The sequence below is a fragment of the Nocardioides sp. genome, assembly GCF_029937575.1.
In the GTDB taxonomy this organism is placed as follows: domain Bacteria; phylum Actinomycetota; class Actinomycetes; order Propionibacteriales; family Nocardioidaceae; genus Nocardioides.
In genome coordinates, this window is record NZ_JAPYPS010000058.1 from 1 (window position 1) to 26019 (window position 26019).

Here is a 26019-nt window from a genome sequence, read left to right on the forward strand (position 1 = left end):
AGCTCTACCGCCACCTCGCCCAAGCAACCACTTGACAAGCTATAGAAGCGTCTCGTCGCTGGCGCCCCTCACACCTCGACCACCGTTGGGCTGGGCCGCGATCTCAGCGTCGTGGGTAGGTGACCAGCAGGGCCTCGGGCCGCAGGCCGTACGCCGCCTCGAGCCGGCGCCGCAGCTCGGGTGAGGGGATGCCACGCGCCGACTCCCAGCCGCGCACGGTCTCCGGAGAGCACCCGAGCCGATCGGCGAGCTCCCGCTGGGTCAGACCCGCCCAGGAGCGTAGGACGCGGATGGCCTGGGGGAGGTCCCCGGGGCGCCAGGACCGTGGGTCCAGGGCGCGCGGGGGCGCCGCTCCGGCCGCTCGGGCGGCCGCCTCGAGGCTCACGCCGTACGTCGTCGCCAGCCGCCGCAGGGCGTGCCAGGTCGGGGGGCCCTGGCGCTCCCACCGTCCGAGCACCTCGACGCTGACGTCCAGCTGCAGCGCCGCCGCACGACGGCTCAGGCCGCTGCGCCGACGCAGCAGCGCGAGTCCGCGGGACGAGCGTGGCGGCGGGGGCGCGGGGGCTGCGGAGCGGAGCAGGATCCGCAGCTCCTCGGGACTCGAGCCGAGGGCCCGGGCCAGGGCGGCGAGCTGGTCCTCGGGCACCCGGCACCGCCCGTGCTCCCAGTTGTAGACCGTGCTGGCTCGCACGCCGATCGCCGCGGCGACGTCGGTTGCGGTCAGGCCGGCTGCGGAGCGCATCGCGCGGAGCCCGTGGCCGCGCTCCCCGGGCGTGCGGTGCTGCACCACCGGGGTGCTCGTCACGAGGCGATCACCAGGTCGGCGCGGGCGCGTCCGTCGGCGACCAGCCGTGCGTTGGGCTCGTCGACGGTCTCGACCCAGGCGACCGCCTCGTCGGGGGCTTTCCCGAAGAGCACGTGCCGCGCGACCAGGCGTTGCCGGCGCACGTCGTCGGCCAGGTCGACGTACCAGCACTCGGTGAGCAGCGGGTGGACCTGGTCCCAGCCGTCGGCGTCGTGCAGGAGGTAGTTGCCCTCGGTCAGCACGAGCCGGGCCGACGCAGCAACGACGCGTGCGGCGGCGATCGGCTGCTCGAGCGAGCGCTCGAAGCCGGGCACGAAGACGTCGTGCCCGACGTCGTGGCGGCAGCGGAACAGCGCGGCGGCGTAGCCGTCGATGTCGAACGTGTCCGGCGCACCCTTGCGCTCGCGTCGACCGAGCCGGTCGAGCTGGTCGTCGGCGAGGTGGAAGCCGTCCATCGGGACGTGCGCGACCACGTCCCCGAGCCTGGCGGCCAGCGCTGGGAGCAGGGCCTCGACGAGGGTCGACTTCCCGCCGCCCGGTGCCCCGACGACGCCGAGCAGGCACCGTTGGTCCGACGGTGTGTGCGCGACCAGGTCGGCCGCCCGGTCGACCAGCCCACCGAGGGCGTCGGGCTTCACGCGACGTGCTTCTTCAACCCGTCGGACAGGAAGCGGTGGGCGTGGGTGGCGAGGTCCAGCCCGTCGTCCCAGAGGTTGCGCCAGATGGCCAGATCGACCGAGAGCGTGGGGGAGACGACCGCTGAGGAGAATGACTCGAACGTGATGGGGCCGGTGTAGTCGACGTCGGCGAGGGCGGCGAAGAAGGTGTCGAAGTCGATCTGCCCCTCGCCCAGGTAGCCGCGGTGGTTCTCTCCGACGTGGACGTAGCCGAGACGCTCGCCGACGAGGTGCACGGGCGTCGCGATCGAGTCCTCCTCGATGTTCATGTGGTAGGTGTCGAGGTGGATGGTGACGTTGTCGGCGCCGATGTCGTCAGCCAGGCGCAGGGCATCCGCGGCGGTGTTGATCACGTTGGTCTCGTAGCGGTTGCAGATCTCCAGGCCGAGGGTCATGTCCCACTCGGCAGCCTGGGCCGCCAACCCGGTGAGCACGCGCACGACGTTGGCGCGGCCCTCGGTGGACAGCGCCTGCCCGTACTTGCCGAGGGCGGAGTAGAGCGCGCCGGTGAGGTGCGAGCCGCCGAGGTCGCGGGTGAGCACGAGGGAGTCGTGGAGCAGCTTCTCACCGCGGTCCACGACGGTGGTGTCGGAGCTGGAGACGTCGGCGTCGAAGGCGAGGCCCCGCGAACAGGCCACTCCCAGCCCGGCGTCGGCCAGGGCGGCGCGGGCAGCGGCGACGTCCAGGTTGGTGGCGTCGTGCAACGAGAGCTCGAGCAGGTCGTAGCCGGCCGCCTTGGTCTGACGTACGGCGGTGGCGACGTCGTCAGGGGTCGTGCCGCCGACCCACACGAGCGCGTGGACGCCCAGCGGGTTGGCGAGCCCGGCGGCGCGCTGAACGGGAAGGGGTGCAGGCATGGCAGATCCTCGAGTGACTGGTGACTGGTGACTGGTTGGGGTGGTGAGGCAGGAGCGGCGAGCCGGTCAGGCTGCGACAGCGCCCGTGATCAGGCCGACGATCTCCTCGCCGGTGGTCTGGTCGGTACGGCGCCCGGCGACGCACCGCCCGGCGCGCATCACCCAGACCTGCTGGGAGAGCCTCATGACCTGGGCGAAGTTGTGGCTGATCAGCAGCACGGCGTGACCTTCGTCGCGCAGGCGCAGGATGAGCTCCTCGACTCGCTTGGTCTCCTGGACGCCGAGAGCGGCGGTGGGCTCGTCCATGATCACGAGCCTGCTCGAGAAGCCGGCTGCCCGGCAGATCGAGACCGCCTGGCGCTGTCCGCCGGAGAGCCGCCGTACCCGGGAGGTCACCTCGGGCACGTTGACGGCGAGCTCGGAGACCATCCGGGCGGCATCACGGCGCATCCCGCGGCGGTCGAGCATGCCGAAACGGGTCAGCTCGCGGTTGAGGAAGAGGTTCTGCCAGACCGTGAGGTCCTCGACGAGGGCCAGGTTCTGGTGGACCGTCTCGATCCCCTGGGAGCGCGCGGCCTCCGGGCTGCTGAACGACACCGGCCGGTCGTCGAGAAGGACCGTGCCCGACTGGGGCTTGTGGACGCCGGAGAAGCAGCGGACCAGGGTCGACTTGCCGGCCCCGTTGTCGCCCACGAGGGCGGTGATCTCACCAGGACCGATGGTCAGGCTGACGTCACGCAGCGCGCGCACGGAGCCGAAGCTGAGCGAGACGTCGCGCGCCTCGATGATCGGGGTGCTCACTTCTGGAACCTCATCAGGAAGGCGGCGGCCACGACCACGACGCCGACGGACAGGGGCTGGTAGTACTGCGATACGCCGAGCGTCGTCAGGCCGTTGAGCAGCACGGTCAGGAGCAGCGCTCCGAAGACCGGTCCGAGGATGCTGGCCTTGCCCCCGAAGAGGCTGACGCCACCGAGGACCACGGCGGCCACGGAGTTCAGCAGGTAGGTGGTGTTGGCTGCCGGAGGTGTGGAACCGAGGCGGGCCACGACGATGATCGCGGCGAGCCCGGCCAGCAGCCCGGCGATCGCGTAGACACCCATCTTGACGCGGTCGGTGCGGATACCGGTGGCGGTCGCCGCCTCCGGGGAGCCGCCGGTCGCGAGCACGTGGGTGCCGAAGCGGGTGTGGAAGAGCACCACGTGGGCGATGACGGCGATGACGATGGCCACCACCACGATCCAGCTGACCATGCTGACGGGGCCGTCGAGGGAGATGTCGAAGAAGAAGCCCTCCGTCACCGTGACCGGCTGACCGTCGGAGAGGATCAGCCCCAGGCCGGAAGCCGCCGAGAGCATGCCGAGCGTCACGACGAAGTCGGTGATCTTGGCCCTGGCCACGAGGAAGCCGTTGACGAGGCCGGCCAGGAGCCCGGCCAGCACGGCGCCCACGAAGCAGAGGGCCAGCGGGGTGCCGGCCGCATACAGCTGGCCGAGCACGACGATCCCGAGGGTCATCACCGAGGCGATCGACAGGTCGATCCCGGCCGTCGCCACCACGAACGTCTGCGCGACGGCCAGGATGATCAGCGCCGCGGAGGCGGACAGGATGCCGGCGATGTTGCCCGAGCTCAGGAACGACGGGTCGAGCGCGGTGAAGACGACGAGCAGCAGGACCAGCCCGATGCCCGAGGCGCGCTCGGCCCAGAAGCTGAGGTCGGTGAGGCGGGTACGCCACGACTCACTCACGCCACCGGCACGGGACCCGGGGTCCGGAGCCTCCGATGACGCGCCGTGCGGGGCGGCGTCTGTGTGTGCCACAACGGACATGATGCTCTCTCCTGGCTCTGCTGGGTCGGTCGGGGGAAACAGTCAGTCGACGAGTGCGGCGAACGGGTCGTCGTAGGCCTCGAACGGGGCCGGGGCGGCCTCGAGTGCCTCGTCCACGTTGTCGGCGGTGACCAGGGCGATCGGTGCTGTCACCTCGCCGGGCAGCTCGGCGCCGGCGATCGCGGCCTGGCAGGCGTGCACGCCCATCTCGCCGATGGCGTAGGGGTACTGCGCGACGACGGCGGACAGGTCACCGCTCTGGACTCCCTTGAGCCCGTCCAGGACGCCGTCGACGCTGATGATCTCGACCTCTCCGGCACGGCCCACGTCGGAGACCGCGCGGGCGACGCCGAGGGCCATGTCGTCGTTGGCGACGAAGAACCCGGCGAGGTCGTCGTTGGCCCGCAGGAGGGTGGTGGCCTGGGTGAGCGCCTCGTCGCGCGACCAGTTGGCGGCCACGGTCTGGATGATGTCGACGCCCGGGCCGGCCGTCTCGGTGAAGCCGTCCAGGCGGGCGTTGCTGGTGACGTCACCGGCGATCCCACCGATCAGCGCGACGCTGTCGCCGTCGGGCAGCAGGCTCACCATCTCCTCGCCGGCGAGCCGGCCGGCGTCGAGGTTGTCGGTGCCGATGTAGGTGGCCGGCGCGGCATCGGCCTGGGCCGCCGCGTCGGCGTCGACGGGGCTGTCGATGTTGACGATCGGGACGTCGTTGGCCGCCAGCTGGGCCATGCCCTGGACGAGGTTGGTGCCGTCGATCGGGTTGACGATCACGCAGGCGGGGTCCTGCCCGGCCACGACCGTCAGCTTGTCGAGCTGCCCGGTGGTGTCGGTGATGTCGGCGGCGGCCTGCACGTCGACGTTGTCGTCGGCAGCGTCGATGCCGGCCTCCATCTGCTGGAAGAACGGGTTGTCGAGACCCTTGATCACCGCGGCGACGTCCCCGGAGGCGGTGGATCCTGAGGTCCCGCTGTCGTCACCGCACGCGGTGATCGCGAGGGACAGGGAGCCACAGACGGCGAGGACGGCGAGACGGGTGCGAGTGCTGCGGCGCTGAAGCATCTGGTGATTCCTTCTCGTGATGGCCGCCGGAGACGACCAGGATGTGGTGGTGGTCTCATTGGAGCCTGAATAATGCGTAGTTGTCAATCATTAATCAGGGGTATTTCGTTTGGAGAGGGCATTTAATAGGGTGGTGGGCATGACAGCACTCGCAGTGACGGCAGGCGGGCGGCCGGGCACGGGGCCCGGGGCGCTCCTGGCGCTGTTCCGCGCCGGGCCGCCACTGACCCGTGCCGAGGTGATGACGGTGACGGGCCTCTCGCGCTCCACCGTCAACCAGCGCATCGACCTCCTCGTGCAGTCGGGGATGATCGTCGACCGTCAGCCCGACGTCGTCCTGGGCCGGGGCCGCGGGCGTCCCGCCGGCTCGTTCACCCTCAACACGGACCGCGGGGTCCTGCTGGTGTGTGACATCGGTGCCACCGCCATGCGGGCCGCCGTGTGCGACGTCGGCGGCGAGATCCTGCACGACCGCTCGGTGACCACGGACGTCACGCTGGGCCCGACCACGGTGCTGGTCTCGACCGACGCGCTCTTCACCGAGCTGCTCACCCTGGCCGGCCGTTCGCCCGACGAGGTGCTGGGCATCGCGCTGTCGGTCCCCGGCCCGGTCGACCACGAGCAGGCCACCGTGGTGAGCCCGCCGATCATGACCGGGTGGGACCGCTTCGACCTGCGCGGGTGGTTCGAGGCGACGTACTCCTGTCCGCTCCTGCTCGAGAAGGACGCGACCGCCATGGCCTGGGGGGAGTACCGCAGCCACTACCCCGAGTCGGACACGATGCTGATGCTCAAGCTCGGCACCGGCGTGGGCGCCGGCATCATCGCCGGCGGCCGCATCCACCGCGGCGCCGACGGAGCGGCCGGCGACATCGGGCACACCCAGACGTTCGCGGCCGGTGAGGACGGCGGCCCCGTGTGTCGCTGCGGCAACACCGGCTGCGTCGAGGCGCGGGCAGGGGGCTGGGCGATGATCCGCGACCTCGTGGCGCAGGGCCGCGAGATCTCGAGCGTCGACGAGCTCGTCGACCGGATCCGGACCGCCGACCCGGTCGCCGTCGCGTTGGCCCGTACGGCGGGTCGCGTGCTCGGAGTCGCCCTGGCCGAGACCGTGAGCATCCTCAACCCCCGGGTGATCGTCGTCGGCGGCCAGCTCGCCGAGGCCGAGGAGCAGATCTTCGCGGGACTGCGCGAGATGATCTACTCGCGTTCGTTGCCGCTGGCGACCCGGCGACTCGAGCTGCACCGGAGCCGGCTGGACGAACGGGCCGGCTCGGTGGGGCTGGCCCTGCTCCTGGCCGACCACATCTTCGACCCCGAGCGGATCGACGCCGCGCTGCTCGCCTGACCGGGGCGCCGTCTAGACCACCACTGTCTGCCCACCCCTAGGGGTGGTTGGGTTGATTCGTGCGCCCTCCCTCGCTCCCGACCACACGTCCGATCGGCCCGTCGTCCGCTCCACGGGCCGGCCTCGCGGCTCTCACTGCTGCGCTGCTGCTCTCCGGCTGTGGGGGCAGCTCCGGCGGAGCGCTGGCCGACCCGGTGCCCGAGCCGACCTCGACCTCGGCCGAGCCATCGCCGAGCGAGGAACCGACGCCCGAGCCCACGCCTGCGCCGTCGCCCGTGGTGACCGAGCCTGCCGACGGAACGGACCTCCCGGGCGGGCTGCTGATGGTGGGGGACAAGTCCGTCTACCTCGACGGCTTCTTCGGGATCCGCGTCCCCGAGGGATGGAGCGCCACCCTGGCCGAGGTCCCGCTGCTGAGCACCACGCCGCCCGGTGGCGAGACCGAGCTCGACGCGTCCGCGCTGTCGCAGTCGCTGGTCCTCAACCCGCAGGCCAGTCCCCGTGGGGCGACGCTGTCGCTGGTGCACTACGAGCACTCCGACTCGGTGCCCGACCTGGACCGCTTCACCCCTGCGATCGTGGACCTGCTCTCCGGCGACGGCTCCACGATCGGGGAGTCCTCCGAGGTCACGATCGGCAAGCAGCCGGGCAGGCTGCACAACGTCACCTCCGCTAGCGGCGCCAACGGGGTGATGGTCACGCTCAAGGCCGGGGACGAGTACTTCTTCCTCCTCTCCCTGGCCGCCGACACCTCCTACGCCGGTGACGTCGGAGACATGCTCGCCTCGATCAGCATGGTGCCGGAGGCGCTGCAGTCCTGAGCGGGACTCCTGAGCGGGCACTCCTGAGTGCGCACCAGGTCAGACGTGGGCGACCCGCGGAGCCACCTCGGTGCCCAGCAGCTCGATGCCGCGGAGCAGGTCGTCGTGGGCGAGCCGCGGGTTGGTCATCTGCAGCGAGATCCGCTGCACGCCGCCGAGCTGGTCGGCGACGCGCTCCAGCTTGGCCACGATGCTGTCCGGGTCGCCGAGGAAGAACGCCCCGTCCGGGCCGCTGGTGGCGTCGAACTGCGCGCGGTTGGGTGGTGGGAAGCCGCGCTCGCGCGAGACACTGGTGAACATCTCGTGCCACCCGGGGTAGATCGTGTCGGCGGCGTGCTGGCGGCTCTCGCCGACGTAGCCGAACACGTGGACCCCGACTCGGAGCGACGCGGGGTCGTGTCCTGCCTCGGCCCCCGCCCGACGGTAGAGGTCGACCAACGGTGCGAATCGGCGCGGCTCGCCACCGATGATGGCGACCATCAGCGGCAGACCGAGGAGGCCCGCCCGCACGAAGGACTCGGGCGTGCCGCCCACCCCCACCCAGATCGGCAGCGGGTCCTGCACCGGGCGCGGGTAGACGCCTTGCCCGGACAGAGCCGGACGGTGCCGACCGGTCCAGGTGACGTGCGGGGACTGACGGATCTTGAGGAGCAGGTCCAGCTTCTCGCTGAAGAGCTCGTCGTAGTCGTGCAGGTCCAGCCCGAAGAGGGGGAACGACTCGGTGAACGACCCCCGGCCGACCACGAGGTCCATCCGGCCCTGCGAGATCAGGTCCAACGTGGCGAACTGCTGGAAGAGTCGCACGGGGTCGTTGGCGCTCAGCACGGCGACGGCGCTGCCGAGCCGGATGCGCGACGTGCGGGCCGCGGCAGCAGCCAGGATCACCGGGGGAGCGGAGTCGTAGTACTCCTCGCGGTGGTGCTCGCCGATACCGAAGGAGTGCAGGCCGCTGCGGTCGGCCAGCTCGATCTCCTCCAGGAGGTGGGCCATCCGCTCCGCGGCGCCGACGACGTGCCCGGTCGAGGGATCGGTGACCTGGGAGACGAAGCTGTCGATGCCGACGTGCACAGGGGACTCCTCGGGTTGGTTCAGGTCAGACGGACGGGTCGGTACAGGTCGTCGTCGGGCAGACCGTCGTCGGCGACGGCGCTGACCGCGCAGTAGGTGAGCAGGGCGTTGCCCCGGGCGGTCGACATGAAGGCGGTGTCGGTCGCGTCGCGCCCGGTGGCGATCCGGACCAGGGACGATCGCGGAGCCAATGCGGTCGCGTCGACGACGTACCACCCGTCGATGACGTAGGCCTCGACGACGGCGTGGAAGTCCATCGGGTCGCAGCCGGGCGCGTAGACGGCGACCAGACGGGCGGGGACGCCGAGTGCGCGCAGCAGCGTGATGACCAGGTGCGCGTAGTCGCGACACACGCCGGCGCCGCTGAGCAGGGTCTCGGAAGCACCGTCGGTCGGACCGCTGCTGCCGGGCACGTAGGCCAGGCGCGTGCCCACCCAGGCCGAGACCGCGGGCAGCAGCTCGTCGTCGGCCACGTCGCCGAACTCCGACTGCGCGTAGCCGCCGAAGGTGTCCGAGGTGGCGTAGCGGCTGGGGCGGCGGTACTCCGAGAGGGCCAGCGCGTCGGCGGCGGGTACGACGGCCCGGCCGGCCACCGTCGCGGTGTAGCTGACCGTGGTGAGCCCGGGGGGCAACGTGACGAGGTGCATCCGGCCGTCGTGGGGCGCCGGCACCTCGCTCGCGCTCAGCTGGCCCCAGGGGCCGGTGATCACGAGCTCTTCCTCGATCGTCAGGCCGGGGGTCCTGGCCACGGCCACCTGGAGCTCGATCTGGCACTCGGCGTCGGCGGAGACCTGCAGCTCGGCACCCACGCTCCTGGTCACCGGCTCATCCTTGCAGGCGCCACCTACTGCTCAGTGCTTGACCCGAATCTCGAGGGAGGCACCCTCTCGGCCGAGTACGTCCACCGTGACGTCGCCCACGCTGACCGAGTCCCCGACGTCCAGCAGTGCGTCCGAGAGCTCACCGCTGCCGCAGTCGGCGGTGCTCGCGCCGGCCACCCGGATCGGCCCCTCCCCAGTGGGTACCGATGAATCGACTGTGTAGACGAGGGCACCGGAGGCGCAGAGCGTGCTGTCGTTGCGGCGCGGCACCCTGTTCTCGACGACGACGCCGGACGTCGCGCTGGTGCGCACGAAGACGGCCTTGCGCGACTTCTTCCGCCCGGGTGAGGACAGCGGCGCGAGCTCGGCGAAGGTCGTCGTCGCGCCGCTGGTGCACAGCAGCTGGTTGGAGGCGAGCCACCCGAGCTTGATGCGCTGCCAGGCGAAGAGATCGGACGGCTTGGCGTAGATGTCCCCCATGAAGTCCCAGGTGCCGACGTAGCGGTGGATGTCGGAGGGGGCGAACGCATAGAGGTCGGGCAGGCCCAGCGTGTGGCTGAACTCGTGGGCGAAGAGGACGCCGTCGATCTCCAGGGCGTCGCTGCCGAAGGTGACGGCCGGGCCGAGCCTGCCTTCGTCGGAGCTCAACGTGCCTGGCGCGCCGCGAAAGGCCGCCGAGCCCGGTAGGTAGGCGTTGCCCGTCGTCGTGACGAGCACGGCGTCGACGCCACGGAAGTCGACGTCGGGGTCGGCGGCGTCGATCGCGTCCTGCAGGTAGGCCAGGTGCTCGGCGTAGCTGATGCCGTCCTCGAGGCCGTAGCTCGCCGAGGGCGCGGGCATCCGCACCCACCCGGGGACGGGGCGCACCTGGAGGTCGAGACGCCCGTACGACGAGGTGGCCAGGTAGGACGCGCCGTCGTCGACGAACGCCTGGTGGGACTCGACCGGGTCGCCGTCCCCGGGAGCGTCGGGGAAGTCGACGTAGATGGAGGCCACGTCGAGGGTGCCACGAGACGACAGGTTGACTCGTCCGTCGCTCGTGCTGGTGGGACCCACGGACAGGTAGACGTCGCGGGCGCTCAGCGCGGCGCACGGCCTCCTACCCGAGTTGACCGGTTGGGGCTTGCGTACGACACGACGCTTGGTCGTGCGACCGGCGTGGCGGAGCTTCACCTTCTTCCTCAGTGACTTCTTCGCCACGCTCACCACGCGTCGGGTGCTCCCCTCGGCGAGCGTCAACGCCGTGCGGGTCCCGGCCACCTTCAGCACCGCGCGCCCACCGGGGGACCGCCGTACGTCGAGGACGACGAAGCAGCGGTTGCCGTGGCACTGCGCCTGGCGCACGATCGTCACCGAGACCTTCTTGCCCTTCGCCGAGACGGGCGGGCCCGCGGAGGCCCCGCCGACCATCGAGGCGGGGAGAGCGAGGAGCAGGGACAGCAACAGGGCAGCACCGAGACGAGGCATACCCCGCACGGTAACCGAGACTCTCGCCCGGGTCAGGCGGAGCAGAGATCGCTGTGACGCTCGGGTTACCGTGGCGCAGTGATCCGACGAGCCGCCGCGACCCGTGGGCTGGCCGGGCTGGCCGTGACGTCCGCGCTGCTGGTCGGTTGTGCGGGCCCACCGACTCCCGACACCGAGGAGCCTGCGGCCGGGCAGAGTGCCCAGCCCTCGAACGACGCCTCGGGTTCCTCCACGCCAGCAGCCGAGGAGCCCGCGCCCGAGGCGGCCGGCCAGCGGGCTCCCCGTCTGCTGCAGGCGGCCTCGCGTCGCGAGGAGGTCCGCCAGCAGCGACAGATTCGGCAACGCATCCGTCAGCGAGCCGAATGGCGCGCGCAGGCCGAGAGCGACAACCCGCTGGCCGCGCGCACCTGGGGCGTCTACCAGGGCCCGCGCGAGCCCACCTCCGCGCCGTACCAGCAGGCGACGGGCGCGACCAAGCAGGCTCTGGCGAAGATCGCCCTCGAGCCCAAGGCGGCGTGGTTCGGGGCCTGGATCGGCGACGACGAGATCGCCGGCGAGGTCGACGAGTACATCGCCGGCACCCAGCAGGGAGACCCCGAGACGCTGGTCCAGATGACGGTGTTCCGGATGGTGCCCTGGGAGCACGAGGCGTGCCGTCGGCTGCCGACGGAGGCCGAGAGGGCGTCGTACCGCCGGTGGATCGACAACTTCGCCGGGGCGGTCGGCGCGACACCGACCGCGATCGTGCTCCAGCCCGACGGCCCGTTTGCGCTGTGTGCACCCGGAGGGCCGGCGGTACCCGCGTCGCTGGTGGCCTACGCGTCCCGAGCACTGTCGGCGCTGCCCAACACCAGCGTCTACATCGAGGTCGGAGCCGGAGACTGGCCCGCGGTCGGTCAGGGTGGAGTGCCCGAGGTGCTGCGGTTCCTCCTGCCGGCCGGCATCGAGGACGCCCGAGGCATTGCCCTCAACGGCACCCACTACTCCGCGACCGAGACCGAGGTCGAGCGCGGCACGGCGATAGTCAAGGCGCTCGCTGCCCGGGGGATCACCGGCAAGAAGGTGGTCATCGACACCTCGGCCAACGGCAACCCGTTCCCGTTCGGCACCTACACCGGACCCGATCCGGACAACGCGTTCGTGTGCGCCTCGCCCTCCGACGCACGCACCTGCGTGACGCTGGGCATCCCGCCGACCACCGAGGTAGCCGACCCGGCCTGGGGTCTGTCGGAGCAGGGGCGCGCCGACGCCCGCGCGCACGTCGACGCCTACCTGTGGTTCGGTCGACCGTGGCTCTACCGGCAGAACACCCCGTTCGTCATGGAGCGCGCGCTCGGTCTCGCCCGGTCCACGCCGTACTGACCCAGGCTCGGCCTCAGAGCCCGAACAGCAGGTACAGCCCGCCGAACGTGTAGGCGACCATCACGGCCAGCAGCGCGAGCTGGCCGGTGACGTGGCGCCGGGGTGGCAGCAACGCCAGGGAGCGGTCGTGGGCCGCCACCACCCCGACCACGTGGCCCAGCACGATCGCGAGGACCTTGACCGTGGCCAGGAGCTCCGGGTGCAGCGAGAGCCACAGGTCCACGTGGCGGTCCGCGGTGCCGAAGAGGTTCCAGCCCCGCCCCAGCGGGTCGCTCGCCTGGATCAGCGTCGACTGCCCGGTCTCCACCAGCAGGGTCAGGTAGTGCGCGGTCATGTACCCGACCACGATGGGCACCACCGCGTGCGCCAGGTACGACGGCGCCGTGCGCCGACTGATCCCCCGAACGACGGTCTCGGTGGACGTCGCGAGCCAGAAGAGTCCGCCCAGCAGTGTGCAGACCGCGAGGAGCAGCAGGGTCTCGAGGAGGACGACCCCGTCGGGGTTGGCCTGGGTGAAGCGCAGCCACGACGCCGACTCGCGGTAGGAGTCGAAGGCCGTGGAGCCGAGCAGCACGGAGACGACCGCGAGCAGACCCGGTCCGGGCTCGACCCGCGAGAGATGATGCAGCGGCCCGACGACCTCCAAGCGCCCTCGGTGGTCGCGCGACCAGGGCGACAGGTGCGCGACCAGGGTGCTGTAGACCTCGAAGGGGTCGGCGCGCGCAAACCACGTCGGCCCGAAGAGCACGGCACCGCCGAGCGCCACCACGGCGTAGCCGGCGAACCAGGCGGCGAGGACCGGCAGGGTGGTCCCGCCCGGCGCGATCAGCTCGACCCACGCGAAGGCGACCAGCCCCGCCGCGGCCGGCCAGCGACCCGCCCACGCGGGTAGGCTCCACCAGCCGTCCCGCCGTGACGCGGGCAGGAGGCGGGTCAGGCCGCGGTGCAGCGTCCGGGCCGGGCTCAGCGCCTTCACCACCGGTCCGAGCAGGAGCGAGCCCGGCACCAGCCCGACCCACAGCACGACGTAGACAAGGCCGAACAGCGGGTTGGTCCCCGGGTCGTCGGGACCGGCCACACCGCACCAGAGCGCGAAGGCGAGCAGGACCAGCCCGATCGCGCGCAGGGTTCGCGTCCACCAGGGCGCGTCGACGAGCTCGGCCAGCCAGCCAGGCGCCGGGCGACCGCGCCGGGCCCTGCCGGGCCGCCCCAGGAGGTTGTCGTAGCGAGGCCGACGCCACGCCATGGTCAGGACCGCGAACGAGACGATCAGGGCTGCGCTGCCACCGAGCACGGCCGCGGAGGCGGAGATCGGAAGATCCCCGCCTCCGCCGAGGCCATGAGCCAGGTCCACCGGTCAGGAGACCTCGACGAGAGCCACGACCGAGCCGCTGTCGTGCTCCTCGATCTCCACGGTGCCAGGAGTGGTGACGACCAGCTCGTGGGTGCTCGTGCCGGCCGTGAAGTCGACGTACTGCTCGGGCTTGGAGTGCACGTGCAGTTCGCCCGGACGGTCGGCGTCGAAGCGCAGGAGCAGGGTCTCTCCGATGCCGAGCTCCAGCTCGACGGCATTGGGGGAGACCTGGTCACCGGCCACGGTGATCTCCAGCTCGGGAGCGGGCTGCTCGGTGGGCGTCGGCTTCGGAGTCGGGGTGGCATCGGGCTCCGGATCGGCGGTCTGGGCCGGTGCGCTCGAGCTCGGGGTGGGCTCGGCCGTCGACGAGTCGCTCGCCGTCTCGGTCGGGCCGGCGTTCTCCTCGTCCGCGCCGGCGCATCCGGCCAGGGCGAGTACGGCAGTGAGCAGAGCTGCCGGCACGAGGGTGGGCAGGGTGAGGCGTCGGGTGGTCATGGTGGGTCCTTCGAGGTCGGGTGGCCGTCTGGCAGCCGGGCAGGTCGAACGGGCAGGCAGGTGCCGATGTCGACCTCGGGCGGACTATCCGCCGGGCGACATCACGGGGCACGTGAGCACCGCCGGAGGGCCTCGACGTCCCCTGCTGCCGTGCGCGACCAGGTCACGCAGCCGTCGTACGTCGTGGCGCGCGGTGGCTGCAGTGCGCGACTGGGGGCTGGAGGCGGGCAGCGCCCTCGGTGGGGAGACGAGCCCGGTGAGCACGGCGACCACGGAGGCGGCGCACGTGCCGAGCAGCGCGACCAGGGTCCACAGTGCGTTCTCACCCAGGAGCAGCCACGCGGCCACGCCGGCTGCCGCAGCGAGGTGGGCGAGGGCCATCAGCAGGTGTGGGCCCGTCAGGTCCTCGCGCAGGTGCTCGATCCAGTGCGGTGTGGCCGTGGCGCCGGTGGCCGTGGGCGCCGCGACGTGCGGAAGACCCTGGTCGCCGTGGCCGGCGCTCGCGGTCAGCACCAGGTGGACCAGCAGCTGCCCACCTCCGACCAGCGCCACCAGCACGCCGTACGAGGCGGGAGTGCCGAGACAGGCGGCCGCCACCACCAGCACGCCGCACCCGAGGACGACGAGGACCGCGGGCCCCGGGAGCAGCCCGCCGGCCAGGGAGTGGGCGGCGACGCCGAGGGCAACGGCGACCACCGTGACCAGGAGGGCGCGCAGCCACCTGAGGTCAGCCGTTGCCGTCCGGGTCATGGGCGCCATCCTCCCCCACGGCACCAGCCACCACGGAGGCCGCTCCCGGGTCGTGGGCAGCGACGACCACCAGCTCGGGAAGTCGCTGGCGCAACGCGTTGATCCGGGCGGACGTCTCCTCCTGGAGCGACCGGGCGCCGGTGCCGGGCACTCGACCCGCGCGCAGCAGCGCGGGGTCGTAGGTCACGTCGCCGACCAGCAGCAGCGGCGGCACGGCCTCGCGCCTGACCAGCAGCGACATCGAGCCGGCGGAGTGACCGGGCGTCGGCAGGAGCACGAGCGTCCCGTCGTCGAACAGGTCGTGGCCCTCGGTGAACGGGGCCAGGTCGTCGCCGCGGAGCGAAGCGTGGCGCACGGGAGTCAGCCTGGTCCGGTCGAGGTGGCGGGGAAGTACGCCGTGCAGCTCGGGGGACCTCTCGTCGAGCAGCGCCAGCTCGGTTGCGTCGACGAGGATCTCGGCCTCTGGCAGGGCGGCGACGTTGCCGGCGTGGTCCTGGTGCAGGTGGGAGAGCACGACGGTGTCCACCTCGGAGAGCGGGACCCCGGCCGCGGCGAGAGCGCCCTCGAGGCTCTGGCCCACGGGGGAGCGGAAGGCGGCCTGGCGTCGGTAGACCCAGCCGAGCAGCCCCGGTGGGTAGTACGACGGGTCGCTCACCGAGGCCGGGTCCTGGCCGGTGTCGAAGAGCACCGTGCCCCGCGGATGCTGGATCACCACCACGTTGACCGGCAGCCACGGGGACCACCTGCGCGAGGTCAGGGTCCACCACAGCATCGGGCGCCACGTGCCTGCGATGTTGTCGGGCCGGACCCGGACCTCGCCGACGGAGGCGACCTGGACGCGGATGACAGCTGGCGACATGTGCTCAGTGTGCCGTCTCCTCGTGACCAGCCGTTCCCTAGACTCCGGGCGTGCTGAACGAGTCGTTGACCCTGCCCAGCGGCCTCGTGCTGTCCAACCGGATCGCCAAGGCGGCGATGACCGAGAACCTCGCCGATGCGGACAACCAGCCGACCGGGCGCCACGAGCGGCTCTACCGGCGCTGGGCCGAGGGCGGCAGCGCTCTGCTGGTGACCGGCAACCTGATGGTCGAGCGTCGCTACCTCGAGCGCAGCCGCAACATCGTGGCCGACCGGCACCTCGACGTGGTCAGGCTCGGTCGGATGCGTCAGTCCGCCGGCCAGGTCCCGATGATCGCCCAGCTCAACCACCCGGGTCGTCAGACCAACCGCTTCATCGCCCGGACACCCGTGGCACCGAGCGCTTCGGGTGCGGTGCCGATGATGGGACTCTTCGGCAAGCCCCGTGCGCTCGCACCGGACGAGATCGAGGCCGTCGTCGCGGCTTTCGGCACGGCCTCCGCCCTGTGCGAGCGGGCCGGTCTCGACGGCGTCCAGCTGCACGCGGCCCACGGCTACCTGCTCGCGCAGTTCCTGTCCCCGCACGTCAACCGGCGTCGCGACGAGTGGGGCGGCGACGTGGCGGGCCGAGCCCACGCGCTGCTCGCCGCCGTGCGCGCCGCTCGTGCCGCGACCGGCGACGGCTTCACCGTCAGCGTCAAGCTCAACTCCTCCGACTTCCGGCACGGGGGCTTCACCGAGGACGACGCCGAGGAGGTCGTGCGTCTCCTCGTGCAGGAGGGCGTCGACCTGATCGAGGTCTCGGGTGGCACCTACGAGAGTCCGGCGTTGTTCGGGATCGGGGTCGAGGGCTCTGCGTGGACCGGCGACGGCGGGACGAACAGCGTCAAGGAGGCCTACTTCGCGGCCTTCGCACGGCGTGCGCGTCGCGCCGCGCCGGGTGTGCCGATCATGCTGACCGGCGGCATCCGCACCCGCGCCGCCATGGAGGCGCTCCTCGCCGGTGGGGCAGTGGACCTGATCGGTCTGGCTCGCCCGCTGGCGATCGACCCCGAGCTGCCCCGCGCCCTGCTGGCCGGCGCCGACGGGGTCGAGCTGCCGTCGTACACGTTGCCCACGGTGGCCGGCATGGCCGGGGAGTCGGAGTGGTACGAGACGCAGATCCGCCGGCTCGGCGCCGGCCAGGACGTCGACCCGAGTCTCCGGGCGATCCGCGCCGCCTCCGGGTTCGTCACCGGCGAGATGGTCCGTGGCCTGCGCGAGCAGGGAGCCCGGCGACGCCTCGCCGATCGTCCCTGATCTCTGGGAGAGTCAGGACATGCGACGCGCCTCCTGCCTTCGCCGGCGCACACCCCTGCTCGCAGTGGGGCCGCTGCTCATCCTCGCCCTCTCCGGCTGCTCGGTGACCGTGGCGCAGTCCGACCTCGAGGAGGAGGTGGGGCGCGACCAGGACGACGTCGTGGCCGTGGACTGCGACGGCGGTCTGGAGGGCCGGGTCGGCGCCACGCAGGACTGCACCGCGACCCTCGTGGACGACACCACGGTCGACGTGCTGATCACGGTGACCGGCGTCGACGGCACCGACGTGATGTTCGACATCACCGAGCCCGAGCCCGAGCCCTAGCCCGGGCACGAGCAGGTCAGGACCCGGAGAAGACAGGGGCCCGCTTCTCCGTGCGCGCCGCGGCCGCCTCGCGCACGTCGGCGCTGGCCCAGCAGGCGGCGAAGGTGCGCGCGATGTCGTCGTCGGCACCACCGTTGAGGACGAGCTTGTTGTGCGCAAGGGTGAGCGGGGCCAGCGACGCGATCTCCTGTGCCCACGCGAGAGCGTCGTCGAGTGTCCCGGGCCGGTCGACCAGACCGCAGTGCACGGCGGTGTCGCGGTCGATGAGCTCGGCGGCGATCATCAGTCGCCGGGCGATGCCGCCACCGGCAACGGCCGCGAGGGTCCGCATCGTCCAGGCGTCGACGGCCATCCCGTTGCGAGCCGTCGGGACCCCGAACTTCGCCGACGCGTCGCCCACCCGGAGGTCGCAGGCCAGGGCCAGCTGGGTGCCCGCGCCGATGGCCGGGCCGTTGATGGCCGCCACGAGCGGGACGGGCAGGGCGGCAAGCCCGTGGAGCATGCCGTAGAGAGCGTCGAGGAACTCGTTGCCGTACACGCCGTTGAGGTCCGCACCCGAGCAGAACGACGAGCCGGAGCCCGTCACGACCAGCACCCGCGCGCCCGCCTCCACCTCCTCGACGGCAGCGGTGTGGATGGCCCGACACAGCTCGAGGTCGAGGGCGTTGCGCCGGTCCTCCCGCTGGAGCTCGAGCAGGGACACGGCATCGGTGCGGGAGACGGCGAGCATGGCAGCAGGGTAGTGACCGGCACGGACCAGCAGCTCGGGCAGGTTCAGCCCGTGGTCGAGTCGCCGCTCCCCGTGTCGCCGGAGTACTCGTCGGGCTGGGCGTCGTCGGGCTGGGCGTCGTCGGGCTGGGCATCGTCGGAGGGCTCGAGCACGCTGGGGTCGCCGATGCTGACGCGGGGCTCCACCACCGCGCTCCCATCCGTCTCGAAGCGGTAGACCTGGTAGCCCGTCACCAGCCGGCTCTCCTGGTCGAGGAACAGCACCGGGAACGATGCCTCCTGCTGGGGCTGGGTCCACGGCGTGGAGAAGTTGTTGATCGTCGGGGTGTCCACGGCCCCGCCGGACGTGTCCAGCTCCATGAGCAGCGTCCAGGTGCCATCGGAGTTCCAGATGACGCGCGGCTCGATGGAGCGGTGCCAGTGGCCGTAGAAGACGGCTCCGGCCGGCACGTCGTCGATGCCGTCCTGGCCGTCGAGGGGTGCCACCGTCGAGGAGACGTCGTTCTGGGTCAGCAGGACGTTGACGCTCTCCACCCCGAGGAAGGCCTGGGCGGCGTAGGCCTCGTGGACCAGCACGAGGTCCGGCCGGTCCTCCGCGTCGGCGTCGTCGGCCTCCTCGCGCAGGCGGCGGCCGACGTCGTCCTGGCCCTCCTCGCCACGCAGCTCGGTGCCACCGAAGAGCTCGCTGCGCGCCGGGTCACCGTCGCCGAGCACCCGCACTCCAGCGAGCTCCTCGATCGATCCTTGCAACACAGTCATGCCCGCGTCGGCCATCTGCTCGGCGCTCACGGAGGACTCGTGGTTGCCTGTCACGACCGCGACCGGTCCCTCGCCCATGATCTTGCGCTCGTTGCGGATGCAGGTGCCCTCGGCAGCGGTGCCGTTGGTCGTCAGGTCCCCGGTGATCCCCATCATGGCCGGGACGTCGTCTCCGTGCTGCTCGTTGAGCAGCTCCACCACGTGGCGCTGCAGGTTGATCATGGTGGTGTTGCAGTGCATGTCCGACTGCATGATCACCGCGGTCTCGCCCTCGAGCGGCCCCGCCATGAGGACTGCCTGGTCGTCGAGATCCTGCTGGGCCGTTGCCCGGTAGGTGGCCTCAGCCTTCTCCTGGCGTCGCACCAGGACCTCGGCCTTGGCCAGCGCTCCACTGGTCAGGGCGCGGATCACCGGTGAGTCGGTGGTGGCGCCGTCGGCGAGGGTGCCGTCCAGGATGGAGAGCGCGTAGACGCCCTCGGTGGGTCCGCGATGCCCTGCTGAGGCACGCACCTGGACGACCGCCGAGGCCGACGTGGCGGCCAGAACCAGGGCGAAGACCGTCGCGGCGCGCAGCCGGTCGCCGCGGCGCCGCGGCGTGGTGCGCCCGCGGAGGGGGAGCAGGTAGGAGAGGCCCAGGAGCAGGAGCCCGCCTCCGAGCGAGGTGACGACCACCGACCTGACCAGCTGGCGACGCAGCTCGTCCTGGACGAGTCCGACGTACTGGTCGATCGCGGGTCCGGGATCGTGGAACAGACCCGTGTAGAGGGCCAGCATCTCCGGGCGTACGTAGTTGGCCAGGTCGCCGTTGCCGGCACCGGGGTCACCGGGCCCGTCGACGGTTGCCCGGACCCCGAGCGGGCCGACGGCGCGGGGCACGTAGATCGTGCCGGCGATGCCGAGGCGCAGCTCGCTCTGGCCCTGGGTGGAGAGGGTGAAGGTGGTCGGCGAGGTGCCGACCTTCTCCTGGACCACGGTGTGGGTGACGGCCCACGACACAGCGAGCGGCAGCCCCAGCACGGCGGCCGCGGCGACACACACGACCCAGCGCAGCAGCACGGCGCGGCTGCCGATCAGCAGTGCTCGCCGGCGGTCGTCGGTCATCCGACCAATCTATCGGGAGCGCGAAGGGTCACCGCAGGTCGTCGAAGGTGGGGTGGAAGTAGTCACCCAGGGTCCGGGTCAGGTCAGCGCCGAGGTGCACGTCGTCGTAGAAGGTGTTGACACCGCCGACGTGAGCCCGGCACGTCTCGCTCGAGCAGTAGGCCGGCGTCGTGTCGATGAGACGGGGCTTCCCGACCAGGGGCGCCCGCAGGTTGCGCTTGATCCACCGCTTGTTGCTCTTCTCGCGATCCATCGCACGTACGCGCGGCAGGTCGCACTGGTAAGGCTCTCGGCCGGCCGGGCAGTAGCGCGGGTCCTGGGGGACCGTGGCAGCCTGCCCGATGAGGTCGATGTCCAGCCTGCGTCGACCGAGCTTCTCGAAGAGCTTCGGGGAGCTCTCCACCGCCAGCGCGCTCATGTGCTGCTGGTAGGTGGTCAGGCCGGAGTCGGTCCCGTCGCGGTCGGCACGTTGCTGGCGCCGGTAGGCCTGTCGGTAGCCCGACCAGAAGCCACCGACGAGCAGGGACACCTCGTCGCGGCGTGACGTCAGCCGCTTGACCCAGTCGAAGGTCGCCACGTTGTGCTTCTCGCACTGCACGTGCCCGAAGCCGCGGCTCCTCGGCAGAGGCAGCGACGGGGGGCAGCTGCCGAAGACGACGAGGGTCAGGTTGACCCGGGCCGCCCTCGCCTGCTGGCGCAGCGCGGGCAGGTACATCCAGGCGTGGGAGTCGCCCCACACGACCAGCATCGGACGCTTCTTGCCGTACCGGGTGATCCGACAGGGCCGGTCCCTGAGGGTCCGGCCGTCGGACTCGTAGCAGCGCCCCGGCATCCGCGGGAAGTCGGCGCCTCGGCGAGGCGGGTCGTCGGCACGCGCCGCTTGTGCCGACCGGGCGAGCCCGGGTGTGACCGGCTCGTCGGCGTTGGCCGCGGGGACGGTCAAGGGGGTGGTGAGGATGCCGAGCAGCAGCCCCGAGGTCACGAGGGCAGAGAGGATGGTTCGCAGTCCCATGGTGGGAGAATCCTGACACGACGGTGGCGGGTCCTGCAGGAGACTGCCCGTGTCGCGCAGTCCTCGGTCAGCCGAAGGTGAGGTCGGTGTCGGACCACCATGCCCGCATCGACGTGATCAGGCCGTCGTCGGAGAAGGTCATCAACTCCAGCGGCTCCATCGTGGCCACCCCGGCGCCGGTGTCGGTCTCGATCCTGAAGTGGAAGGCGGCCTCGCCGCCACTGGCGCGCACAGTGTGGAGCAGCGTGGACTTCGCGAGCGACTCGATCGTCGCGTAGAACGCGCGGATCTCCTCGCGTCCGGTGAGGACGTCGGAGCCGACCGGGTCCTCCAGGGTGGCGTCCTCGGCGTACAGCGCGGCGACGTCGTCGGCCGTGCCGGTCGCGACCAGGCTCAGGTAGCGGTTCACGGCGGCCACTGCCGCATCGTTGCTGAGTGTCATGCGGCTTTTCTATAACACGTTCTACTTGGGCGCCAGGGGTGTCGGGGACCTGTCGCTCAGTACCGAGGAGCGTTGCGGGCGCTGCGCACGCTCGGCCGGAAGTACGAGACCAGGGCCTTGGTGCGGGTGGCACTGAGGTGCAGGTTGTCGTACCAGGTGAAGATGCCCTCGACGCTGCCGCCGCAGACGAGCTCGGTGCAGTAGGCATCGGTGGCGGTGATGTAGCGCGGCTTGCCGGAGAGCTGCTTCATCTGGCCACGCAACCACGTGTCCGTGCGCCCTTCCTCCCGCAGCGCGCGCCAGCGCGGGATCTCACAGGCGTAGGGATCGTTCCCGGCCTCGCAGTCGCGGCGCTTGGCGGGCAGGACGGCGGCCTGGGCGATGACGTCCACGTCGGCGCCCAGCTTGCCCAGCTTCTTGAAGAGCGCCGGAGTGCCCTCGTGGCTCAGGCCCACCATCTTCTCCGTGTAGGGGTCGTAGCCCGACTCGCGGCCGAGCGACTTCGCGAGGCTGATGTCGCGGAAGGCCGATCGGAAGCCCGTCCAGTTGGAGCCGAGGAGGACCTTGACCTGACGGCCCTTCCTGAGCTGCTTGGTGACGTAGGCGAGCGCGTTGACGTTGCTGCGCTCACACTTGCCGGAGTAGCCGGTCTGAGGGTTCGCCCGGGACTTGATCGGGGGACAGCTGCCGGCGACGAAGCTGACGAAGTTGACCTTCTCCCCTCGTACCGCCCTGCGGACGGCGGGGATGTACATCCAGGCGTGAGAATCTCCCCAGAGCACGACCGTGGGGCGCTTCTTGCGGAACTTGTTGAAGTGGCACGCAGTCGGCTCACCGGTCGTCTGGGCCGGCCCGAAGCAGTCGGCCGGCATGGACGGGGCGTCGAGGTCCTCGCGCGGGAGAGCCGAGACGGGCGAGGAGGCGGCGAAGGTCGCCAGGAGCGCCGCGAGCAGGGCGATAGCCGTGAGGAGCGCCGTACCGCGTCGCGGGCGCGATCGGACAGCGATCAGGTGGGGAGCACGCATGATGTCTCATGGTGACACAGGAGGCGTCGGATGACGCCCAGGTGTGGAGGCGATGCGATGCTCGAGATCCTGGCCGACGGGGGTGCTGACTGCTGGGTCGTACGGGTCGACGGCCGCGACCAGTCCCACGTGGATCTGCGAGATCCCACGCGCCTGGCCTTCGACTACGTCCGGCGTATCGGGGACGTCCTGGACGCCGTCGCACCCGATGGCGAGGCGATCAGGGTCGTGCACGTGGGTGGCGCGGGGCTGACGCTGCCGCGCTACGTCGCGGCAACGCGAGCGACCTCGGCACAGGTCGTCCTCGAGCCGGACGAGGCGCTGACCGCCCGCGTGCGGGCGGAGCTCCCCCTCGCGCGACGCAGCGGGATCAAGGTGCGCCCGGTCGATGGCGTCACCGGGATCGCCGCACTGCGGGACGGGTACGCCGACGTGGTCGTCGTCGACGCGTTCGCCGACGGCCGGGTCCCTCACGACCTGCTGGCGCGTGAGCACCTGGCCGACGTGGGCCGGGTCCTCGTGCCCGGTGGCTGCTACGTCCTGAACCTGGCGGACCACGCGCCGTTCACCCTCGCCCGTGACGTCGTCGCGGGGCTGCTGGAGACCTTCACCTCCATCATGGTGAGTGCGGAGCCCGCCACGCTGCGCGGTCGCCGCCCGGGGAACCTCGTGCTGACCGCGGCCCGGGGCGAGGTCCCGCTCGACGCGCTGCGTCGGCGTGCCAGGTCGTCGGCCTCGCCGTACACGGTGCTGGACCAGCGACTGGTCAGCGACACCCTCGGCGGGGGTCGGCCCCTCGTCAGAGGCCCGTCATGACACCCACGTGCTCCGGCGCGAACCCGGGGAAGACCTCGGCGCGCGAGGCCTTGAGACGGGTCGTCACGATCTCGGACAGCACGCTGCGGTAGTCCGTGGTCACCGGGACGTCGGCATCCAGGTCGGCGCTGAGCGGGGGCATGGTCCCGTAGTAGCGACCCCCCTTGACGCCGGCGCCGGCCAGGAACATGGCGTTGCCGTACCCGTGGTCCAGGCCGAAGTTGGCGTTCTCCTGCACCCGCCGGCCGAACTCGCTGAACGCCACGAGCGTGACCTTGCGCCGCTGGTCGCCCAGGTCCGCGAAGAACGCTGCGAGCGCCTGCGCCAGCTCCGCGGCGTTGCGCTGCATCGCCCCCCACTCCAAGGTGCCGAGCCCGGAGTGCATGTCCCAGTCGCCCTGGTCCACGGTGATCACGCCGACGCCGACGTCGCCGCGGATGATCCGAGCCACCTCGCTCAACGCCCGGCCGAGATCCGTGGACGGGTAGCTGCGTTCCCGGTCGACGGTCTCCTGCACGGGCGAGAAGTCCTCGGCGGAGGCGAAGGCGGAGCGCATGGCCGTGCCGAGGTTGCCGGGTGTGCTGTCCCACAGGGTGTGCAGGGACCGCAGTCGGCTGCCGTCGTCGTCCTTGGCCCCGGCGAAGCCGACCGACTCGACGTCGGAGGCCGACATCACCGGCTGTGCGCCGTACAGGGAGGTCGGTACGACGCCGTTCCCGACGGCGAAGCCCTGCAGCGGCGAGCTGCCCGGAAGGTTGCCGACGAGCCGGTTGAGCCAGCCCTCGCGTCGGTCGGACCCGGGGTTGGCGTCCTCGACCTCCTCCATGGCGGCGAAGTGCGAGCGGTTGGGCGCGGGGAGACCCGTGGCGTGCACGGCGGCCAGCTCGCCGGCGTCCCACAGGGGGAGCAGGGGGGACAGCTCGGGGTGCAGTCCGAAGGTGCCGTCGGTGGCGAGCAGCTGCCCGGGCGGTATCCCGATCCGGGGGCGCGCACTGCCGTCGGCGATGACGGGGTCGTTGTAGGGGACCACGAGGGACAGCCCGTCCGCGGCTCCGCGCAGGGAGAGCACGACCATCACGGCGTCGGCGCTCGCCGCTGCGGCGGGAGCTGCGGTCACCACGGCGCTGCCGAGCACGGTGGCGGCGCCGGCCGCGAGTCCTCCGGTGAACAGGCTGCGGCGCGTCAGTCGGGCGTACTCCGGGCAGCAGGCCGTGGGCCGGCTCGTCGGGCTCATCGGGCTCACCTGGTGAAGTGGTCGGGGGAGTCGAGGATGGTGGCGATGACCCGGTGGAAGCCCCACTTCATCAGGGGATGTGCCATCGTGATCTTCGTCGAGGGTCGGATCTTCCACTCGTCGGGGCAGACCTCGACACAGGCCTGCAGCAGCCGAGAGGACGAGCGGCGCCCCAGGAGCTGTTGAGACAGGTGGTCGACGAGCAGGTCGTAGCGCAACCGCTTCCTGGGCAGCCACGCGCGAGCAGTGCGGTAGCGGATGCCCTCGCTGGGCCACCAGCCCCCGCTCATCGCCCAGTGGGTGTCCATCGAAGCCAACAGTCGTGCCGGAGACGACCAGGCGGCGTTGTCCGCCGGCGGCCCGTCGGGTCGAGGCCAGTCGAACGGCACCGCACCGATCGCCTCGGCCTGCCACAGGATGACCCGCGCGGCGAAGCCGTTGTCGCCCGCCGGGGGGTCGCTGATCCTGACCCGCAGGGCGCGGTAGGTCGCGACGATCTCCGCTGAGGGCTCGCGGACCTTGAGCCCGCCGGACTTCTTGAACTCCGAGGACGCGACCAGGGCCCGCAGGACGGGCTTGATCGCGGTGTCGTTGCGCAGGTAGACCTCGGCGAGGTGGTCGACGAGAGCCTGGGACGGCTCGTCACGCACGAAGGTGACGCACAGCTTGCGGGCGATGCGTCGTGCCGTGGCGGGGTGGCGAGCGAGGTGGGCGAGGAAGGCCTCGGCCACCGCTCGCCCGTCGGCGCTCTTGTTGGCGTGCGTGAAGCCGAGCACCGAGACGGCCCCGGTCCAGTGGTCCCGGGGGGAATAGCTCGCCTCCCAGGTGCCCCACATGTCGACGAGGTAGCCGGTCAGGATGCGGGCCGAGTCCTTGACGTCGGACTCGTCGTACTGGCCGTACCCGACGGTGTGCAGCTCGAGCAGCTCGCGCCCGAGGTTCTCGTTGGGGTGCTCCTTGGTGGAGACCGCGGCGTCGAGGAAGATGCCCATCGCGGGGTGGGTGACCGCGCGTCGCAGCAGCTCCTCGAAGCTGGTCAGCGCGTAGCGCCGGACGACTCGGTCGAAGTCGAAGCGGTGCGTGAACGTGGCGTCGTGATGGACCGGCACGTTGAAGTGGTTCATCCAGAACTCGGCCATCAGCTCCCACACCGGCCGATTGGTCGTGACGCGACGCATCAGGATCCAGCGCTGGTAGTCGGCCATCACCTGCCAACCACCCTCCACCTCCTGGACCTGGCGGTTCCACAGGTCCTGGGGCGAGCGGGTCAGGCTCGGCCACCAGCCCTCGAGGGCATCGGTGCGGCCGTCCTTGATCCGGCCGGGCTGCAGCTGCTTCTCGAACCACGTGCGTCCACCGCCGGCGCGGCGCACCTGGCGAGTCAGCGAGGGGGTGTTGCCGTAGGAGAACCGGTTGACCAGGTGTCGGTCCGCCGCCCCGAGCAACGGCTTGCCCCGGTAGCGGCGGGGCTTGTACGCCGCCTGTGCGGGGCCGGCACCGACGCCCACGACAGCGGCGGCTCCAACGCTCCCGGCGCCTGCGACGAGCGCGCGTCGCGAGGTCACGGCGGGGGGAGTGGGCACGGACGCCAGCCTAAGGACCCTCGACCCGCGTGGCACCCCTGCCCGGGGCAAATGGTCACGATTGACTAGTGTGCTGTCAGGTTGATCCGCCAAGAAATATGGGCGTGGGAGGTTTTTGAG

General features: G+C 71.5%; 26 protein-coding genes. 6 read left to right on the plus strand and 20 right to left on the minus strand.

All coding sequences use genetic code 11. The features are described from left to right. Positions 1-103: 103 nt before the first annotated feature. From Q1K33_RS16135 to Q1K33_RS16160, 6 genes are all read right to left on the minus strand, one after another. A complete protein-coding gene (locus Q1K33_RS16135) occupies positions 104-805 on the minus strand; it encodes a helix-turn-helix transcriptional regulator (protein ID WP_300405752.1) in 702 nt (233 codons plus the stop codon). Continuing rightward, positions 802-1443 (minus strand): nucleoside/nucleotide kinase family protein, encoded by a 642-nt coding sequence (locus Q1K33_RS16140; protein ID WP_300405753.1) that lies wholly within the window; start codon positions 1441-1443, stop codon positions 802-804. The genes Q1K33_RS16135 and Q1K33_RS16140 overlap by 4 nt, the downstream gene beginning before the upstream one ends. Continuing rightward, positions 1440-2339, minus strand: a complete 900-nt coding sequence (locus Q1K33_RS16145) for a sugar phosphate isomerase/epimerase (protein WP_300405754.1) — start codon at positions 2337-2339, stop codon at positions 1440-1442. The genes Q1K33_RS16140 and Q1K33_RS16145 overlap by 4 nt, the downstream gene beginning before the upstream one ends. 66 nt (positions 2340-2405) lie before the next feature. Continuing rightward, the gene (locus Q1K33_RS16150) at positions 2406-3140 is read right to left on the minus strand and encodes an ATP-binding cassette domain-containing protein (protein WP_300405755.1); all 735 of its coding nucleotides are present in this window, start codon (positions 3138-3140) and stop codon (positions 2406-2408) included. Next, a complete protein-coding gene (locus Q1K33_RS16155) occupies positions 3137-4087 on the minus strand; it encodes an ABC transporter permease (protein WP_300405756.1) in 951 nt (316 codons plus the stop codon). The genes Q1K33_RS16150 and Q1K33_RS16155 overlap by 4 nt, the downstream gene beginning before the upstream one ends. A 123-nt stretch (positions 4088-4210) precedes the next feature. Continuing rightward, positions 4211-5230 (minus strand): substrate-binding domain-containing protein, encoded by a 1020-nt coding sequence (locus Q1K33_RS16160; protein WP_300405757.1) that lies wholly within the window; start codon positions 5228-5230, stop codon positions 4211-4213. 139 nt (positions 5231-5369) lie between these two features. Here Q1K33_RS16160 and Q1K33_RS16165 point away from each other — a divergent pair, with 139 nt between their 5' ends. Together Q1K33_RS16165 and Q1K33_RS16170 are read left to right on the plus strand one after the other, a co-directional pair. After that, positions 5370-6578: an ROK family transcriptional regulator gene (locus Q1K33_RS16165; RefSeq protein WP_300405758.1), complete on the plus strand. Its 1209-nt coding sequence runs from the start codon at positions 5370-5372 to the stop codon at positions 6576-6578. Between the two features lie 59 nt (positions 6579-6637). Then, positions 6638-7399 carry a hypothetical protein gene (locus Q1K33_RS16170; RefSeq protein WP_300405759.1) on the plus strand — a complete coding sequence of 254 codons (762 nt, stop codon included), beginning with the start codon at positions 6638-6640 and terminating at the stop codon, positions 7397-7399. A gap of 39 nt (positions 7400-7438) precedes the next feature. Here the strand turns inward: Q1K33_RS16170 and Q1K33_RS16175 are convergent, their stop codons facing one another. The 3 genes from Q1K33_RS16175 to Q1K33_RS16185 are packed head-to-tail and all read right to left on the minus strand — an operon-like array spanning position 7439 to position 10755. Continuing rightward, a complete protein-coding gene (locus Q1K33_RS16175) occupies positions 7439-8467 on the minus strand; it encodes an LLM class flavin-dependent oxidoreductase (protein ID WP_300405760.1) in 1029 nt (342 codons plus the stop codon). Between the two features lie 20 nt (positions 8468-8487). Beyond that, complete coding sequence (locus Q1K33_RS16180) at positions 8488-9288, minus strand: transglutaminase-like domain-containing protein (protein WP_300405761.1); 801 nt, start codon at positions 9286-9288, stop codon at positions 8488-8490. A gap of 30 nt (positions 9289-9318) precedes the next feature. Next, entirely contained in the window at positions 9319-10755 is a 1437-nt protein-coding gene (locus Q1K33_RS16185; protein ID WP_300405762.1) for a hypothetical protein, read from the minus strand. Between the two features lie 78 nt (positions 10756-10833). Between Q1K33_RS16185 and Q1K33_RS16190 the strand changes: the two genes are divergently transcribed. Next, positions 10834-12117: a glycoside hydrolase family 6 protein gene (locus Q1K33_RS16190; RefSeq protein WP_300405763.1), complete on the plus strand. Its 1284-nt coding sequence runs from the start codon at positions 10834-10836 to the stop codon at positions 12115-12117. Positions 12118-12130: 13 nt separating this feature from the next. Here the strand turns inward: Q1K33_RS16190 and Q1K33_RS16195 are convergent, their stop codons facing one another. The 4 genes from Q1K33_RS16195 to Q1K33_RS16210 form a co-directional block, all read right to left on the minus strand. Next, on the minus strand, positions 12131-13471 hold the full coding sequence (locus tag Q1K33_RS16195; RefSeq protein ID WP_300405764.1) for a hypothetical protein: 1341 nt from the start codon (positions 13469-13471) through the stop codon (positions 12131-12133). Positions 13472-13474: 3 nt separating this feature from the next. Continuing rightward, positions 13475-13966, minus strand: a complete 492-nt coding sequence (locus tag Q1K33_RS16200) for a hypothetical protein (protein ID WP_300405765.1) — start codon at positions 13964-13966, stop codon at positions 13475-13477. Positions 13967-14050: 84 nt separating this feature from the next. Continuing rightward, a complete protein-coding gene (locus Q1K33_RS16205; RefSeq protein ID WP_300405766.1) occupies positions 14051-14716 on the minus strand; it encodes a hypothetical protein in 666 nt (221 codons plus the stop codon). Then, the gene (locus Q1K33_RS16210) at positions 14694-15575 is read right to left on the minus strand and encodes an N-acyl homoserine lactonase family protein (RefSeq protein ID WP_300405767.1); all 882 of its coding nucleotides are present in this window, start codon (positions 15573-15575) and stop codon (positions 14694-14696) included. Before Q1K33_RS16210 ends, Q1K33_RS16205 begins: the two co-directional genes overlap by 23 nt. A 50-nt stretch (positions 15576-15625) precedes the next feature. On the opposite strand from Q1K33_RS16210, the gene Q1K33_RS16215 reads away from it, so the two are divergent. Both Q1K33_RS16215 and Q1K33_RS16220 read left to right on the plus strand, forming a co-directional pair. Then, positions 15626-16873, plus strand: a complete 1248-nt coding sequence (locus tag Q1K33_RS16215) for an NADH:flavin oxidoreductase (RefSeq protein ID WP_300405768.1) — start codon at positions 15626-15628, stop codon at positions 16871-16873. A 19-nt stretch (positions 16874-16892) separates the two neighbouring features. Continuing rightward, positions 16893-17198, plus strand: coding sequence for a DUF4333 domain-containing protein (locus tag Q1K33_RS16220; RefSeq protein WP_300405769.1), 306 nt, complete (start codon positions 16893-16895; stop codon positions 17196-17198). Between the two features lie 16 nt (positions 17199-17214). On the opposite strand, the gene Q1K33_RS16225 is transcribed toward Q1K33_RS16220, so the two are convergent. The 5 genes from Q1K33_RS16225 to Q1K33_RS16245 all read right to left on the minus strand — a co-directional run bounded on the left by Q1K33_RS16225 (position 17215) and on the right by Q1K33_RS16245 (position 22266). Continuing rightward, entirely contained in the window at positions 17215-17928 is a 714-nt protein-coding gene (locus Q1K33_RS16225; RefSeq protein ID WP_300405770.1) for an enoyl-CoA hydratase, read from the minus strand. Positions 17929-17972: 44 nt separating this feature from the next. Continuing rightward, positions 17973-19787 (minus strand): metallophosphoesterase, encoded by a 1815-nt coding sequence (locus Q1K33_RS16230; protein ID WP_300405771.1) that lies wholly within the window; start codon positions 19785-19787, stop codon positions 17973-17975. 28 nt (positions 19788-19815) lie between these two features. Next, positions 19816-20799, minus strand: coding sequence for an SGNH hydrolase domain-containing protein (locus Q1K33_RS16235; RefSeq protein ID WP_300405772.1), 984 nt, complete (start codon positions 20797-20799; stop codon positions 19816-19818). A gap of 67 nt (positions 20800-20866) precedes the next feature. Continuing rightward, a complete protein-coding gene (locus tag Q1K33_RS16240) occupies positions 20867-21241 on the minus strand; it encodes a nuclear transport factor 2 family protein (RefSeq protein ID WP_300405773.1) in 375 nt (124 codons plus the stop codon). 56 nt (positions 21242-21297) lie between these two features. Next, the gene (locus Q1K33_RS16245) at positions 21298-22266 is read right to left on the minus strand and encodes an SGNH hydrolase domain-containing protein (RefSeq protein ID WP_300405774.1); all 969 of its coding nucleotides are present in this window, start codon (positions 22264-22266) and stop codon (positions 21298-21300) included. A gap of 57 nt (positions 22267-22323) precedes the next feature. Here Q1K33_RS16245 and Q1K33_RS16250 point away from each other — a divergent pair, with 57 nt between their 5' ends. After that, positions 22324-23082 carry a fused MFS/spermidine synthase gene (locus tag Q1K33_RS16250; protein WP_300405775.1) on the plus strand — a complete coding sequence of 253 codons (759 nt, stop codon included), beginning with the start codon at positions 22324-22326 and terminating at the stop codon, positions 23080-23082. Here the strand turns inward: Q1K33_RS16250 and Q1K33_RS16255 are convergent. Then, positions 23066-24316: a DUF1501 domain-containing protein gene (locus tag Q1K33_RS16255; protein WP_300405776.1), complete on the minus strand. Its 1251-nt coding sequence runs from the start codon at positions 24314-24316 to the stop codon at positions 23066-23068. The two genes, Q1K33_RS16250 and Q1K33_RS16255, sit on opposite strands and share 17 nt — an antisense overlap. Positions 24317-24321: 5 nt before the next feature. Next, a complete protein-coding gene (locus tag Q1K33_RS16260) occupies positions 24322-25899 on the minus strand; it encodes a DUF1800 domain-containing protein (RefSeq protein ID WP_300405777.1) in 1578 nt (525 codons plus the stop codon). Between the last annotated feature and the right edge of the window lie 120 nt (positions 25900-26019).